Raw genomic sequence first — 15546 nt, 5'->3', positions numbered from 1 at the left:
TTCCGCACGCGATATCTCGGCCGTCCTAAACTCGCTCGCTGCCGTGCGGATCGCACGCCGGGCGCCTCGGCTGCCCTCACGAGAAGACCTTCACGGAGAACTCCATGCGCCTGAGAAGAAGCACGCTGTCCGTCCTTTGCACCTTGTCCCTGGTCTTCCTCGCGGCATGCGGCGGCGGTGGAGGTGGTGCAACTGGTGGCGGCGGCGTCCCCCTCATCCCCGTGCCGTCGGCCCCCACGCCGCCGCCCGCGCAGGAGCCCATCGGAACCGTTCGCCAGATGTACGACGGCGCACTCACGCCAGGCTTGGCCGTCAGCACCTTCCGCAACATCGATCGTCTCTTCCCGACCCGCACCATTGCGAAAGGAAACGTCGCCTCGACACTCGCCAAGCACGACAGACAGATCACCGCGCTGACGTTCACATCGAACGGAACCACCTACAGCCTCGCCGATTTCATTGGCCAGAACCGGGTGAGCGGTCTCCTGGTTCTCAAGGACGGCAAGGTTGCGCTGGAGCGCTACGAACTCGGCAACACCGAGCAGACCCGGTGGATGTCGATGTCCATCGCCAAGTCGATGAGCTCGACGCTGGTCGGCGCCGCACTTCGGGACGGCCTCATCGCCAGCCTGGATGACCAGGTGGTCCGCTATGTCCCCAGGCTCACGGGCAGCGCGTACGACGGCGTGACGGTCAGGCAGGTGTTGACGATGACTTCGGGCGTCAGGTGGAACGAAACCTATACCGACCCGACCTCCGACCGACGGGCCATGCTGGAGGCGCAGATCTCGCAAAAGCCCGGCGCGATTCTCGACCTCATGGCCAAGCTGCCGAGGGCCGCCGAACCCGGCGCGCGGTTCAACTACAGCACCGGCGAGACGCACATCCTGGGCGAGATCCTGCGCGGCGCCATCCAGCGGCCGCTGGCCGACTACCTGTCCGAGAAGGTCTGGAAGAAGTACGGCATGCAGGCCGATGCGAACTGGTGGGTCGAATCGCCCGATGGCCTGGAAGTGGCGGGCAGCGGACTGAGCGCGACCCTGCGCGACTACGGGCGCTTTGCCCAGTTCTTCATGGACGGGGGAATCGCGGGCGGCGAGAAGATTCTTCCGGACAACTGGCTCGCCGACGCGACGAAACCGACGGCCTTGAAAGGCGGCGGCACCGTCGACTATGGGTACATGTGGTGGCTCGATGGGGCGCCCGCGGGGGCTCTCGACGAAGGCGCCTTCAATGCGTTTGGCATCTTCGGCCAGACCATCCACATCAATCCCAAGGAGAGGCTCGTCGTCGTGGTGTGGAGCGCCCGCACCCAGCCCAGCGCGCCGGCCCCGGTCAACGAGGCCGCGTTCTTCACCGCCGTGACCAGGGCGATGCAATAGCCCTGGCCGGCGGGAGCGCTGGTTGATGCGCGAGGCCTTTTGCGTTCGCGCTAGGCGCCGCTGCTCTTTCTGACCAGCGCCGTGATGTAGTCGCCCAGCGTTGTCGCCCCGCGCTCGGGCTTTGCGGGCTCCTCCTTGCTCTCCAGCGTGAGCCGCGTCATCGCCACATACGACTTCGCGGCAGCCTCCGAGAACCCCAGCGACCGGAACGCCTGCTCCCACTGGTCAGGCGGCGTCACCGCCACCTCCACGGGCCGCCCCAGCGCCTGGGCAAAAGCCCGCGCCACTTCGCCGGGTGAATAGCGTTCCGGCCCTTCGACATAGTACGGCCCCGATGCCTCGGCCGCACCCAGCATCAGCCGCGCGGCCAACTCGCCGAGGTCGCGCGGCGCCACCATTGGCAGCTTGAAATCGGGCGGGTACATGCTGTGGACCTTGCCTTCCTTCTGCGCGGTTTCCAGCGAGGCGTCCCAGTTGCTCATGTAATAGGCCGCGCGGATGGCACTGACCGGCGCCGCGCCGGTTTGTCGCAACGCCTGCTCCATGTCGTACAGCACGCCGAGGTCGCCGATGCCGTCGCCGGGCTGCGCGCCGTAGGTCGATTCGCAGACGATCTTCTCGAGCTTGCAGCCTTCGAGCGCGGCGACGATGGCGTTCTGGCTCTTTCGCTCTTCGGCGACTGTGTCGGTCGAAGGCGGCGCCGGCGGGTTGAGCGCGAAGAGCCGATGCCCGCCCTCGATCACGCGGTGCAGCGCGGCCGTGTCGAATACGTCGACCTCGACCACATGGGCCCCCTTGGTCTTCATCGATTCCGCCTTGCTTGCCTTGCGCGTGACCACGGTGACCGGCTCATTGCGCGCGAGCAGCGCCTGCGCCAATGCAGAGCCGACGTGGCCCGTTGCGCCGAGGATGATGTGCATCGCGATTTGCCTACGACCGCTTCTCGGCGTTGCGCTTGCGCGTGGCGGCTGCCTTCTTCGCCGATGCGGAGCGTTCCTCCGCGGTGCGGGATGCCGCCGCCGCCCCGCCCTTGTGGCCGCCCTTGCGGGAAGGCGCGTGGTTTTCGGACTTGCCGCGGCCCGATCCGCTCTTCTTGCCGCCGCCGGTCTCGGCATTCACCGTGGCCCACGCGCGGCGCTCGGCCTCGCCCTTGCCGACACCGCGGTGCTCGTAGCCTTCCTCGATGTGCTCGGCCTTGCGTTTCTGCTTGTCCGTGTAGGACGACTTGTCGCCTCTTGGCATGGTCATCGCTCCTTCAGGTAGGTTGAGTGAGAAGCTTCCCATGCTGGGCGTGCGAATCGCGGCGTGGGTAAGAAGACGGGCGCGATGCGCGTCAGCGTTGTCTGTCGTCTCGCCGGCTCATCGAAGGGATCTGTACGCCATTCGAACCCGCGCACCACCCCCGGGCCTGAAGTGAAGCCCGCAAGGCTCGACGATCGGTTTGGAAGACATGGAAAACCCGCTCACCTGTATGCCATGGAAACGTAAGTATTACGAATCACGTGGAAGCAAGCCACTCCCGGCCATGCTTCCCGATGTCGGGCAGGAGGTGCCATGGCTACCTACACAACCATCGTCCGCGAAACGGAACGGGTTGAAGTGGTCGATGCTTTCGACCACCACGCCACCGTGACCGGGAGCGGCGTCTACATCGAGCACTTGAGCGTCACCAAACGCTATGCGCCGGTTCTCAAAGAGGTTGTCTACCGGCTGGACGACGGGCGCACCGTTGTTCGCCAACACAAGGCATTCTTTGAGACGGAAGATCGCCGGAGCCGATTTTTTCTGGTCTGACTCCACCTTCGCCCCGAGGCCGGCCTTGGGGGCGTTCGAGTGGTCGAGCAGCGCATCAAGAGGTTTGTCTTTGTCCTGGGCTCGGCGCAATCCTGGGCGCGGGGCCTTGGGATTTTTCTGCAGGGCGCGGACGACGCGTGGCCAACGTACGCAGCGTGATCGAGTAGCGCAGCGCTTCGGTCGGTGCAATCGCGTGCTGCCACGCCCATCGCGCCGGACCGCGCAGAAGATAAATCGAGCGCGGCTCGATCAGGAACTGCACGTTGCCCGCATCGGAGCTCGACGCGCCTTGCGGCCGGTACGGCCTGAACTGCATCACCGCATCGCCCTGCAGCGACACGCCCACGATGTCCTCGAAGTCCGGCACGTCGCGGTGCCAGCCGAGCGGCGTGCCGGGCTGGTACTCGGCGATCAGCATGTGGCTGAGTTCCTCGGGCGCAACGCCGAGCCATGCAGCCGCCCTCGCCCGCAACGGATGCAGCGCCTCAGGCAGCGGTGCGCCGGGCTTGAGGCGGTTGGTGTCGAAGTCGTAGCTGCCGCCGAAGCCGATGCCGCGACGACGCGCCGTGTATTCCTTGTAGCGCATCTCCTTGAGCGGCAAGGCCTGCACGATGCGCAGCAGTTCGGCTTCTTCATCGCGCGACAGGAACTCGCGCTCGTAGCGCAGCCCTTCGATGACGGCCGTGGGCGTTCCGCCGAACAGGTCGTCCTGGCCCGCGTGCTCGAGGCGCCTAGCGGAACGCATCGCGTGCCTTTCCGCCCACTTCCACATGCCACCAGCGCGGCAGCAGCTCGCGGATTTCCGTGCGCGCAAAACGATCGTCCAGCAGGTGCAGCACGCCGCGGTCTTCTTCGGTGCGGATCACTCGCCCCGCCGCCTGCACCACCTTCTGCAGGCCCGGATAGAGATACGTGTATTCATAACCCTTGCCGAAGCGCGACTGCATGCGCTCGCGCGTGATCTCGTTCAGCGCGTTGTACTGCGGCAGCCCGAGGCTCGCGACGAAGGCGCCAACGAGGCGGCTGCCCGGCAGGTCGATGCCCTCGCCGAATGCGCCGCCGAGCACGGCGAAGCCGATGCCCTGCCCGCCCTCCTCGAAGCGCGCGATGAAGCCGTGTCGGTCGGCCTCCAGCATGCCGCGCGTCTGCGTCCACACCGGCACGCCGGGGTGCCGCGCCGAGAAGGCGGCGCGGGCGCTCTCCAGGTAATCGAAGCTGCTGAAGAAGGCCAGGTAGTTGCCGGGCATGCGCTCGAACTGGGCGCCGATGATGCCGGCCACATTGCCGAGCGATCCGGCGCGGTCGCGAAAGCGCGTGGAGACATCCATCGCCACTTCGACGCGAAGCTGTTGGCTGTGGAACGGCGAGGCCACGTCGAGCAGCGCGGTGTCCGGCGGCAGGCCGAGCGCATCGCGGTAGAACGCGAACGGCGAGAGCGTGCCCGAGAAGCAGGTGACCGAGACCGCATCCGCAAACCGGCCTTCGAGGAACGGCGCGGGCACGAGGTTGCGAATCGCCAGCGTGCGGTCTTGTTGCGTGATGCCGAGGGTGCGCTCGAACACCGAGTGGTCGTCGAAAACCTCGGCGAGCCGGGCGAAGTGCAGCGCATCGAAGAAGAAGCGTTGCAGCGGACCTTGCGCGGCCTCGGGCTTGGCGGCGAAGTACTCGGCCATCGCCGTGTTGGCGGCCTGCAGCGCGCGCACGAAGCGCTCGGGAATCTCGTCGGCGGTTTCGTAGTTGTCGGTCTGCGATTGCTGCACGGAGTCCCACTCGCGGAAGAGCCGTGCGAGCGGGCCGCGCACTGGCGCGGGCGCGATGCGGTGCGCCTCTTCGAGCGCCCCGCCTTCGAGCTGCGCGGTGTACATGCCGCGTGCGCGCTCCAGCAGGTTGTGGGCTTCGTCCACGAGCACCGCGACGCGCCAGTCGGCGTCCTTCATGGTGGCGAAGAGGAAGGCGCTGCCGTCGAAGTAGTAGTTGTAGTCGCCCACGATCACGTCGCTCCAGTGGGCCATTTCCTGCGCGAGGAAGTAGGGGCAGACCGTGTGCTGCAGCGCGACCTGCCGCAGCGCCTGGCGGTCGAGCCAGCCGGTCTGTGCGGCTTCGATGCGGGCGGCGGGCAGGCGGTCGTAGAAGCCTTTGGCGAGCGGGCACGAATCGCCGTTGCAGGCGCGGTCGGGGTATTCGCAGACCTTTTCGCGCGCCGCGAGTTCGAGCACGCGCGGCTGCGCGCCGCCCGCTGCACAACCTTTGCCGAGCACCCGCAGCGCATCGAGCGCCACCGGCCGGCCCGAGGTCTTGGCGGTGAGAAAGAAGACCTTGTCGAGCTTCCCCGCCGCGCGCGCCTTGAGCAGCGGAAAGATCGTGGCCAGCGTCTTGCCGATGCCGGTCGGCGCCTGCGCCATGAGACAGCGCCCGCCGGCGGCGGCGCGGTAGACGGCTTCGGCCAGTTCGCGCTGGCCGGTGCGGAAAGACTGGTGCGGGAACGCGAGTTGCGCCAGCGTTCGGTCGAGTGCGCCGTGGTGATCGGCTTCCTGCTGTGCCCACGCGCTGTAGCGCTCGCACAGCGATTCGAAATGTTCGCGCAACGCCTCGCGGGTGTGCTGTTCCTCGAGCAGGATTTCCTCGCCAGTAGCGAGATCGAGGTAGACGAGCGCGACCGTCATCTGCGCATGCCCGTGCTGGTCGCACAGCATCCAGCCGTAGACGCGGGCCTGCGCCCAGTGCAGCGCGCGGTGGTTGCCGCGGATGGCGTCGAAGTCGCCGCGGAAGGTCTTGATCTCTTCCACGCGCGGCGGATCGGGCACATAGCCGTCGGCGCGGCCGCGAACCCGCAGTGCGCCGTGCCGGGCGTCGAGCGACACCTCGCTCTGGTAGTTGCCGCCGCGCCGCCCCTGCACCAGCGCGTGGCCGGCCATGCCTTCGAGCGCGCTGGGCGCGGGCACGAAGCGCAGGTCGAGGTCGCCCGCCTTCGCGCCGAAAGCGCAAAGCGCCTTGACCGAAACGACGCAGACGGCCGAAGCCGCATCTGGCGGGGGGGTGGAGGAAGCCGGGGCCATCTCTCGATTCACTGTATGAAAGTACAGTATAACCAGCGGCGGAATGTTAACGTTGAGGGTCCATGCGTTCGTCTCGGGGTCTTCTCCGACAGGGCGCCCCTCCATTTCCGGCAAAACTTGACAAGTTTTGCTTACAAATGTGCTGATGAAAACACCTGCCGCCATCGATCCCGACGACTTCGACCGCCTGCTGAGCCGCAACCTCAAGCTCCCGATGCTCGGAGGACTGTTCGGCGCCGTGGTGTTCGTCGGGCTGATCCTCTTTCTGCTCTCGACCATCGGCTGGGTGGAGCACACCGACCGCGTGACCCGCTCGGCCAGCGAGCTGCAGCGCCGCGGCATCGACATGGAAACGGGGCTGCGCGGCTTCCTGCTCACCGGTGACGAGACCTTTCTGGAGCCCTACCAGAGCGCCCTGCCCCGCCTGAAACCCGATACCGATGCCTTGCGCAGGCTCGTGTCGGACAACTCGCAGCAGCTCGAGCGGGTGGACCGCATCGCCAGCCTGCAGGACGCCTGGAACGAGTTCGCCCGCGACATGATTGCGACCCGCCGCGCCGGCGGCGACGTGCAGGCGGCCGTTCGCCTCGGCCGCGGCAAGCGGCTGACCGACGACATGCGCGCCGAATACACCGGGTTCATGGACACCGAGCAGACGCTGCGCTTCCAGCGCAACAACGACGCCAACCGCACCAGTTGGTGGGTAGTCGGCCTCTTCCTGCTGTTCACGCTGACGTTGACCGGGCTGATCAGCTTCTTCGGCCGTCGCCAACTCGTGCGGCTGTCCGACAGCTACGACGTGGTGCTCAAGGAGCAGGCGGAGCACACCCAGCGGCTCTCCGAAGAAGCGTGGCTGCGCGGCGCGCAGACCGAGCTGGTGGGCGAACTGGTCGGGGAGCTGAGCGCACCGGACATGGGCCGCAAGATCCTCGCCTTCTTCTCGCGGCACCTGGGCAGCAGCGTCGGCGCGATGTATGTGCGGGAGCGCCACGGTCCGCTGCGCCGGGCGGCGAGCTACGGCTTCTCGGCCGACGCCGAAGCCTCGCCGCAGGTCTTCTCGCCCACCGAGAGCCTGGTGGGCCAGGCCGCGGCCGAGCGGCGCCGCATGCTGATCGACCCGATCGATGCCGACTACCTCAAGGTCAACTCCGGCCTGGGCGCGATGGCGCCCCGAACCGTGCTGCTGCTGCCGGTGATGAACGGCGGCATCGTCAACGGCGTGGTCGAGCTCGGCCTGCCCGGCGCGCCCGACGAGCGCGCGAGCCAGTTGCTGGACGTGGTGTCCGACGACATCGGCACCTCGCTCGCCGCCGCGCGCTACCGCGAACAGCTGCAGGACGTGCTGGCCGAGACCCAGCAGCTCAACGAGGAACTGCAGGTGCAGCAGGAAGAGCTGCGCACCGCCAACGAAGAGCTCGAGGAACAGTCGAAGGCCCTGCGCGCCTCGCAGGCCATGCTGGAGAACCAGCAGGCCGAGTTGGAGCAGACCAACAGCCAGCTCTCCGAGCGCACCGAGGCGCTGGACCAGCGCAACACCGCCCTGCGCCGCGTGCAGCGCGACCTGGAAGACCGCGCCGACGAGCTGCAGCGCGCGAGCCGCTACAAGTCGGAGTTCCTCGCGAACATGTCGCACGAGCTGCGCACGCCGCTCAACAGCGCGCTCATTCTGGCCAAGCTGCTCGGCGACAACCCGCAGGGCAACCTGACGCTGGAGCAGGTGAAATTCGCCGAGTCGATCTATTCGTCGGGCAACGACCTGCTGGTGCTGATCAACGACATTTTGGACATTGCCAAGGTCGAGGCGGGCAAGCTCGAAGTGGTGCCGGAAGACGTGTCGCTCGCGCGCCTCGCAGAGAGCCTGGAGAGCACCTTCAGCCCGCTCGCGATGCAGAAGAACCTGAGCTTCCGGCTCGAGCTGCAGCCCGGCGCGCCGGCCTCGCTGGTCACCGACCGGCAGCGGGTCGAGCAGATCCTGAAGAACCTGCTGTCGAACGCGCTCAAGTTCACCGACAAGGGCGAGGTGGCGCTGGTGGTCTCCGCCACGGCCGACGGCGGCGCGGCCTTCGCGGTGTCCGACTCGGGCATCGGCATCGACGCGCAACAGCACGAACTGATCTTCGAGGCCTTCCGCCAGGCCGACGGCACCACCAGCCGGCGCTATGGCGGCACGGGCCTCGGCCTGTCGATCTCGCGCGACCTCACGCACCTCCTGGGCGGCACGCTCACCGTGCAGAGCGAACCGGGCAAGGGCAGCACCTTCGTGCTGCAACTGCCGGCGCTGGCGCCGCAGGCTTCGGGGCAGCAGGCCAGCGCGCCGCGCAACGTGCCGACCTATGTGCCCGGCAACCGGAACTCCGCCGCCGCGCCCGCTCCCGCCCCTGCCGCGCCGCAAGCACCCGCGCCGCGGGCCGTGGTGCCGGCGCCGCAGTTCGACGACGACCGCGCGATCCCGCGCGACCAGGTGCGCCGCGTGCTGGTGATCGAGGACGAGCCGCAGTTCGCGCACATCCTCTACGACCTGGCGCACGAGCTGGGCTACCGCTGCCTGGTGGCGCACGGCGCGGCCGACGGCTTCGAGCTGGCCACGCAGTTCGTGCCGGACGCCATCCTGCTGGACATGCGCCTGCCCGACAGCACCGGCCTCGACGTGCTGCAGAAACTGAAGGATTCGCCGCACACGCGCCACATCCCGATCCACGTGGTGTCGGCCGCCGACAACGCGCAGGCCGCCGCGCTGCACATGGGCGCCATCGGCTTCGCGCTGAAGCCGGCCACGCGCGACGAACTGATGAAGGTGTTCGGCCGGCTGGAGGAAAAGCTCACGCAGAAGGTCAAGGTCGTGCTGCTGGTGGAAGACGACGAACTGCAGCGCGAAGCCGTGATCAAGCTGATTGGCGACGACGACATCGAGATCGTGGCCGTGGGCTCCGGCGAAGAAGCGCTGGAGCTGCTGCGCACCCGCGTGTTCGACTGCATGGTCACCGACCTGCGGCTGCCCGACATGCAAGGCAGCGATCTGCTCAAGGCCATGGCGGCGGAAGAAATCGTGTCGTTCCCGCCGGTCATCGTCTACACCGGGCGCAACCTCACGCGCGACGAAGAAGCCGAGCTGCAGCGCTACTCGCGCTCGATCATCATCAAGGGCGCCCGCTCGCCGGAGCGCCTGCTCGACGAGGTGACGCTCTTCCTGCACAAGGTGGAAGCCTCGCTCTCGACCGAGCGTCAGGGCATGCTGAAGACGGCGCGCGGGCGCGACCGCATCTTCGAGGGCCGCACCATCCTTCTGGTGGACGACGACGTGCGCAACATCTTCGCCCTCACCAGCGCGCTGGAGCAGCGCGGCGCGGCCGTGGAAATCGGTCGCAACGGCCGCGAGGCGCTCGAAAAACTCGACCAGGTGCGCGAGATCGACCTGGTGCTGATGGACGTGATGATGCCGGAGATGGACGGCCTGGAAGCCACCCGGCGCCTCCGCGCCGACCCGCGCTTCGAGAAGATGCCGGTGATCGCCATCACCGCCAAGGCCATGAAGGACGACCGCGACCAGTGCCTCGCAGCTGGCGCCAACGACTACCTGGCCAAGCCGGTCGATTTGGAGCGGCTGTTCTCGCTGTTGCGCGTGTGGATGCCCAAGATGGAGCGCCTGTGACCGACAAGCAGCCCCCAACCCCGCGGCCCTCGCCGCTCTCAGCCGCGTCTTCCCCGCCCTCGCCGCTCCAGCCGCTGAGCGACACCGAGATCGAGCTGCGCCTGCTCATGGAGGCCATCTATCTCAAGTACAGCTACGACTTCCGCAACTACACCACCGCCTCTCAGAAGCGCCGCGTGCTCTACGCGCTCGACCAGCTCGGACTGCCGAGCATCTCGGCGCTGCAAGAGAAAGTGCTGCGCGACGCGGGGCTGTTCGGCCGGCTGCTGCAGTTCCTCACGATCCCGGTGAGCGAGATGTTCCGCGACCCGGCCTACTTTCTGGCGCTGCGCGATCACGTCGTGCCGATCCTGCACACCTACCCTTCGGTGAAGGTGTGGGTGGCGGGCTGCAGCACGGGAGAAGAAGTGTTCTCGCTTGCGATCCTGCTGCGCGAAGAAGGCCTGCTCGAACGCACCCAGATCTACGCGACCGACATCAACCCGGCCTCGCTGGAGAAGGCGCGCCAGGGCATCTTTCCGCTGGAGGCGATTCGCGGCTACACCACCAACTACCAGCGGGCGGGCGGGCGCAGTGCGTTCTCCGACTACTACACCGCCGCCTACGACGCGGCACGCTTCGACCCCTCGCTCTGCGCCGACGTCATCTTCGCGGACCACAGCCTGGCGACCGACACCGTGTTCGCCGAGACGCAGCTGGTGTCGTGCCGCAACGTGCTCATCTACTTCAACCGGCTGCTGCAGGACCGTGCGCTCGGGCTCTTCCACGAGTCGCTGTCGCATCGCGGCTTCCTGGGCCTCGGGTCGAAGGAAAGCATCGATTTCTCCGGCTACGCAGACCGCTTCGCGCCGCACGCCCGCGCCGAGCGCATCTACCGCAAGGCGACATGACGACGACGCTGCCTCGTCCCTACACCCGCAAGCGCGTGGACATGGTCGTGCTCGGCGCTTCGGCCGGCGGTATCGATGCGCTCATGATGCTCTTGCACGACCTGCCCGCCGGTTGGCGCCTGCCGATGACGGTCGTGCTGCACCTGCCCGAGAACCACGACAGCCATCTCGCAGAGATCTTCGCGCAGCGCCTGCCCATTCCCGTGCACGAGGCCGCCGACAAGATGCCGATTGCCGTCGGCACGCTTTATTTCGCGCCGCCCGGCTACCACCTGTCGATCGAGCGGGAGCGTTGCTTCTCGCTCAGTTGCGAGGCGCCGGTGCTGTTCTCGCGGCCGTCCATCGACGTGCTGATGGCCTCGGCCGCCGACGCCTACGGCCCCGCACTGGCCGGTTTTCTCTTGACCGGCGCCAACGACGATGGCGCCGAAGGCCTGTATCGCATTCACCTGGCCGGCGGACTCACCGCCGTGCAGGACCCCAAAGAAGCCCTGATTTCCATCATGCCCAACGCCGCCCTTGCGCGACACGCCCCCAACCACGTATTGCCGCTGCGCGAGCTTCGCGCCCTGCTCCTGCAACTGGAGGCCGCCCATGCCCATTGACGTCCAAAGCAAGCTGCTGATCGTCGATGACCTGCCGGAGAACCTGCTGGCACTGGAGGCGCTGATCCGCTCGCCCGACCGCGTCGTGTACCGCGCCGGCTCGGCCGAGGCCGCGCTCTCGCTGCTGCTGGAGCATGAATTCGCGCTCGCCATCGTCGACGTGCAGATGCCCGGCATGAACGGCTTCGAGCTGGCCGAAATGATGCGCGGCACCGAGCGCACGCGGCACATCCCGATCATCTTCGTGAGCGCCGCCGGGCGCGAGCTGAACTACGCCTTCCAGGGCTACGAGAGCGGCGCGGTCGACTTCCTGCACAAGCCGCTCGATCCGCATGCGGTGGTCAGCAAGGTGAACGTGTTCGTCGACCTCTACCAGCACCGGAAGGCGCTGCGCCACGAGATGGAACTGCTCGCGGCCGCGCACAGGAAGCAGGAAGAGCTGGTGCAGCAGCTGCAGCACACCCAGCTCGAACTGGAGCGCGCGGTGCGCATGCGCGACGACTTCATGTCGATGGTCTCGCACGAGCTGCGCACGCCGCTCAATACGCTCTACCTGGAGGCGCAGCTGCGCCAGCTTCACCTGAGCAAGGGGAACCTCGCGAGCTTCTCGCCCGAGCGGCTGCCCGCGATGATCGAGCGCGACCAACGGCAGATCCGCAACATGGTGCGGCTCATCGACGACATGCTCGACGTGACGCGCATGCGGCGCGATGCGCTGTCGATCCAGACCAAGCCGGTCGACCTCGCGGTGCTGGCCCGCGCCGTGGTCGAGAACCTGCGCCAGCAGGCCGAGGCCGCGGGCTCGACGATTTCGCTCGAAGCGCCGGCCGAGCTGCACGGCGTGTGGGACGAGTTCCGCATCGAACAGGTGCTGACCAACCTGCTGACCAACGCGCTGCGCTACGGCGGCGGCAAGCCGGTGGAGATGGTGGTCGAGCGGGCCGGCGACGTAGCGCGCGTGAGCGTGCGCGACCACGGCATCGGCATCGCGCCGGAGGACCAGGCGCGCATCTTCGAGCAGTTCGAGCGCACCGAGCACAGCCGCCAGCACGCGGCCGGGCTGGGCCTCGGCCTCTACATCACGCGCAAGATCGTGGACCTGCACGCCGGGCAGATTGGTGTGGAAAGCGCGGCCGGCCAGGGCGCGCGCTTCACCGTCGAGCTGCCGCTGCAGGTCACCGCAACGAGCCCCGCATTCGACGCGTAGGAACATCCTTACGCCGCTCAAGACACATTCCGTTGATACTGCATCTTTCGACCTACTCAAGAGACCCACCGCCGTGAACGTGCTGATCGTCGACGACAACCAGGCCGCTGCCGACCTCCTGCAGGAACTGCTCACGCTGCAGGACCACACCGCCCGCTGCACCTACACGGCGCAGCAGGCGATGGACGCGGCAGCCGAGGAACACTTCGATGCCGCGCTGATCGACCTCACCCTGCCCGACTTTCCGGGCTCCGAAGTCGCGCGGCGGCTGCGTGCGAGCACCGCCGAAGGCACGCCGCGGCTGCTGGTCGCGATCTCGGGTTTCTCGGCCCAGGACGCGGCCGGCGAAGCCGCCAAGGGGCTGTTCGACCATCACCTGCAGAAGCCGATCGACATTGCGCAGCTCGATCGAATCCTGGCGCAGCCGGCGCGCTAGCCAGAACGGGAGGCTTGTGCCGATGTGCCGCCTCTTCCGTCTTCCTGTCGTTGTTCTCTTGCTCCTCGTGCCGCTCGCATCGACGGCGGGATGGACCGACGGCACCGGCAAGCCGATTCCCGATACCGAGTCGATGCGCAGCGACGGCGACTTTCTCGCGCAATTGCTCATCACCCCCGACGAGGCCGAGCTTCGCAAGGCCTGGAGCACCGCCAGCCGCGCCCCGACGCTGCGGGTCACCGACAGCGTGAAGCGCGGCATCAGTTCCAGCGCGATGCTGTTCCTGCGCGGCTGCGCGCCGAATGCCGTCGGCCAGTGCGATGTGGTGGTCGAGTTCTTCATGATCACCCCCAGCGGACAGCGCGTGTCGGCGGGAGGCGGTCCGCTCTGGACTTCGGAACCGCCCGCGGCAACCTTGGTGCTCGGTTCGGCCAGCATGAACTTCGGCTTCGGCCCGACCAATGAGGCCGGGCTCTACAGCGTGCAGGCCAAGGTCATGGACCGCATCGCCAAGCGCACGCTCGAACTGTGGGGCCGCATCCGGCTGGACTGACGCGCGCGGCCGTGAGGCCGGTCAGGCGGTCAGGGTGTTCCGAGCGCCAGCAACAGGGTCGCGAGGGCGCCGATGGCGGCGGTCTGGAATTTCGAACGCCTGGTTTCCGGAGGGCCTTGTGAAAGAGAAAGGCGATGCTTCAGGGCCGGCGCATCGCCTTGAAGCGATAGCGCCGGAACCCATTCTTCTGCATGAAGCTGATGGGCTCCCAGCCGCGCGCCAGTGCGCGGTCGGTGATCTGCGCCATCTGCACGCCGAGATAGTCCTGCAGGCTGTCGGACACCGACAGCTCGAACTCCCGCAGCCCGCGGTCCAGCGCGTCGATGGCCGCGATGGCGCCCTCGACGCTGGAGAAGGGATGCATCGGCGTCAGGTCCGCACCGCGAACGGGGAAGGATGCCTTCCTGCCGCCAGCGGACGGGAAGGACACGCGCGTGCCGCCCTCCTCCCCGTTCAAGCCGTTCATCCCTTTCATGCCGCTCGCGTCGTTCATCCCATGAACCCCACGTTGCGCGGATAGGCGATGCCGCTCGGCGCCGTCATGCCGAAGTTCTTGAGGTTGGGCAGGATGCCGTCGAGCTGGTCGTCCGGCACCCCGAACCAGCGCGCCAGCGTGCCCGCGTACTGGTCGACCGAGGTGGTGGGCAAGAGGCGGCCCTGTCCCACATGCCACTGGTCGATGTCGCTCGCGGTGTTGGTGATGCTCACCGGCGGCGCCGTGCCGTAGATCGCCTTCCCTTTCACCGCGCCGCCGACCACGAAATGGTGGCCGCCCCAGCCGTGGTCGGAGCCATTGCTGTTGCTCGACAGCGTGCGGCCGAAGTCGGACGCGGTGAACGTGGTGACCTTGTTGCCGACGCCGAGCGCGTCCATCTGCTTGTGGAAGGCGACCAGCGCTTCGGAGAGGTTCTTCATCAGCCCCGGCTGGCGCGCGATCAGGTCGTCGTGCAGGTCGAAGCCGCCCATCGAGACGAAGAACACCTGGCGCTTCACGCCCAGTGCTTCGCGCCCGCGGATCAGGCGCGCCACCATCTTGAGCTGGTCGGCCAAGTTGCCCTCCGCAAGGAAGGTGCCGGGCGCGAAGTCGGACTGGATCGCCTCGGTGATCTTTCCCTCGGCCGCGACCGCGCGCCGGATGACCTTGGTGTATTCGTTCTCCAGCGTGTGGCCGCTCTCGCGTTGCGCGATCTGCTGCATGGCCGCCTTCACCGTTGCCGAACCGTAGAGGTTGCCGCCGACGCCACTCACGGCGCCGATGCGCACCGCCCCGCGCGTTCCCACCTGGTACTGCAGCGCCTGGTCGCCCGAAAGGAACACCGCGTTGCCCGAGACCGACATGCAGGTGAAGAGCGAGCCGCCATTCGGCCCGAGGGCCAGGTCGCCGAGGTTGCCGCCCCAGCCGACGGTCGAGCCTTCGGGCGAGGACGATTGCCACACCGACTGCTGGTCGTTGTGCGAGAAGAGCTTGGGCGGAATCGGAAAGTCGCGGCGGTTGCTGCTGTTGTATTGCGCCCGCGTCAGCGGCTTGATGAGCGGGCCGACGTTCAGTTGCACCGCCACCTTGGCCTTGCTCTCCGGGTCGTTGAAGAGGTCGGCCAGCCCGGTCATCGACGGATGCAGCGCGTACACACGGCCGCCGGGCAGTGCCTGCGTCGGCTTGAGTTCGGTCCGTGCCAGCTCAGCGCGCGCCAGGGCGATGCCGCCACCCGCCTCGCCATTGCCGCCGCGGATCAGGCTGTATTTGCCGTAGCTGTCGGCGTCGTAGGTGACGACGGTGTTCGCATAGTCGTTGCCGCCGAAGAGAAACACGCACACCAGCGCGCGGTAGTCGTTGCCGGGCGCGGCCTGCGCGGCGGCCTCGCCCATGGCGGCGAGGTTGAGCGCGAACGGCAGCGCGGTGCCGGCCATCGCGAGCTGGCCCGAGCGGCGGAGGAACGCGCGGCGGGTGTGCCGGGCGGGATCGATCAGGTACAT

General features: G+C 67.5%; 14 protein-coding genes and 1 pseudogene. 8 read left to right on the top strand and 7 right to left on the bottom strand.

What is annotated here, in order from left to right:
* The first annotated feature begins 104 nt into the window (after positions 1-104).
* A complete protein-coding gene (locus VARPA_RS14800; protein ID WP_013541383.1) occupies positions 105-1382 on the top strand; it encodes a serine hydrolase domain-containing protein in 1278 nt (425 codons plus the stop codon).
* Positions 1383-1432: 50 nt separating this feature from the next.
* Here VARPA_RS14800 and VARPA_RS14795 read toward each other — a convergent pair whose 3' ends face one another.
* Both VARPA_RS14795 and VARPA_RS14790 read right to left on the bottom strand, forming a co-directional pair.
* Positions 1433-2302, bottom strand: coding sequence for an NmrA family NAD(P)-binding protein (locus VARPA_RS14795; RefSeq protein WP_013541382.1), 870 nt, complete (start codon positions 2300-2302; stop codon positions 1433-1435).
* A gap of 10 nt (positions 2303-2312) precedes the next feature.
* On the bottom strand, positions 2313-2624 hold the full coding sequence (locus tag VARPA_RS14790) for a hypothetical protein (RefSeq protein WP_013541381.1): 312 nt from the start codon (positions 2622-2624) through the stop codon (positions 2313-2315).
* 312 nt (positions 2625-2936) lie between these two features.
* On the opposite strand from VARPA_RS14790, the gene VARPA_RS14785 reads away from it, so the two are divergent.
* Positions 2937-3176: a hypothetical protein gene (locus tag VARPA_RS14785; RefSeq protein ID WP_013541380.1), complete on the top strand. Its 240-nt coding sequence runs from the start codon at positions 2937-2939 to the stop codon at positions 3174-3176.
* Here VARPA_RS14785 and VARPA_RS31640 read toward each other — a convergent pair.
* From VARPA_RS31640 to VARPA_RS14775, 3 genes and pseudogenes are all read right to left on the bottom strand, one after another.
* Positions 3177-3281: pseudogene (locus tag VARPA_RS31640) on the bottom strand (IS5/IS1182 family transposase); the annotation flags it as partial. It abuts the gene before it with no gap.
* On the bottom strand, positions 3232-3921 hold the full coding sequence (locus tag VARPA_RS14780; protein ID WP_013541379.1) for an alpha-ketoglutarate-dependent dioxygenase AlkB: 690 nt from the start codon (positions 3919-3921) through the stop codon (positions 3232-3234). The pseudogene VARPA_RS31640 and the gene VARPA_RS14780, both read right to left, overlap by 50 nt.
* The gene (locus VARPA_RS14775; protein ID WP_013541378.1) at positions 3908-6232 is read right to left on the bottom strand and encodes an ATP-dependent DNA helicase; all 2325 of its coding nucleotides are present in this window, start codon (positions 6230-6232) and stop codon (positions 3908-3910) included. Before VARPA_RS14775 ends, VARPA_RS14780 begins: the two co-directional genes overlap by 14 nt.
* A gap of 145 nt (positions 6233-6377) precedes the next feature.
* On the opposite strand from VARPA_RS14775, the gene VARPA_RS14770 reads away from it, so the two are divergent.
* The 6 genes from VARPA_RS14770 (at position 6378) to VARPA_RS30215 (ending at position 13572) form a co-directional block, all read left to right on the top strand.
* The gene (locus VARPA_RS14770) at positions 6378-9881 is read left to right on the top strand and encodes a response regulator (protein ID WP_013541377.1); all 3504 of its coding nucleotides are present in this window, start codon (positions 6378-6380) and stop codon (positions 9879-9881) included.
* Between the two features lie 107 nt (positions 9882-9988).
* Positions 9989-10771, top strand: coding sequence for a CheR family methyltransferase (locus VARPA_RS14765; protein ID WP_200861479.1), 783 nt, complete (start codon positions 9989-9991; stop codon positions 10769-10771).
* Positions 10768-11376 carry a chemotaxis protein CheB gene (locus VARPA_RS14760; protein ID WP_013541375.1) on the top strand — a complete coding sequence of 203 codons (609 nt, stop codon included), beginning with the start codon at positions 10768-10770 and terminating at the stop codon, positions 11374-11376. The genes VARPA_RS14765 and VARPA_RS14760 overlap by 4 nt, the downstream gene beginning before the upstream one ends.
* The gene (locus VARPA_RS14755) at positions 11366-12583 is read left to right on the top strand and encodes a hybrid sensor histidine kinase/response regulator (RefSeq protein WP_013541374.1); all 1218 of its coding nucleotides are present in this window, start codon (positions 11366-11368) and stop codon (positions 12581-12583) included. The genes VARPA_RS14760 and VARPA_RS14755 overlap by 11 nt, the downstream gene beginning before the upstream one ends.
* Before the next feature lie 73 nt (positions 12584-12656).
* On the top strand, positions 12657-13019 hold the full coding sequence (locus VARPA_RS14750) for a response regulator (RefSeq protein WP_013541373.1): 363 nt from the start codon (positions 12657-12659) through the stop codon (positions 13017-13019).
* A gap of 22 nt (positions 13020-13041) precedes the next feature.
* A complete protein-coding gene (locus VARPA_RS30215) occupies positions 13042-13572 on the top strand; it encodes a hypothetical protein (RefSeq protein WP_013541372.1) in 531 nt (176 codons plus the stop codon).
* Positions 13573-13711: 139 nt separating this feature from the next.
* Here VARPA_RS30215 and VARPA_RS30210 read toward each other — a convergent pair whose 3' ends face one another.
* Together VARPA_RS30210 and VARPA_RS14735 are read right to left on the bottom strand one after the other, a co-directional pair.
* On the bottom strand, positions 13712-14065 hold the full coding sequence (locus VARPA_RS30210) for a hypothetical protein (RefSeq protein WP_013541371.1): 354 nt from the start codon (positions 14063-14065) through the stop codon (positions 13712-13714).
* A complete protein-coding gene (locus VARPA_RS14735) occupies positions 14062-15546 on the bottom strand; it encodes a DUF1501 domain-containing protein (RefSeq protein WP_013541370.1) in 1485 nt (494 codons plus the stop codon). The genes VARPA_RS30210 and VARPA_RS14735 overlap by 4 nt, the downstream gene beginning before the upstream one ends.

The sequence above is a fragment of the Variovorax paradoxus EPS genome, from assembly GCF_000184745.1.
Lineage (GTDB): Bacteria > Pseudomonadota > Gammaproteobacteria > Burkholderiales > Burkholderiaceae_C > Variovorax > Variovorax paradoxus_C.
The sequence above is the reverse complement of the archived record's forward strand: the minus strand, read 5'-3'. Positions and strand labels throughout refer to the sequence as shown.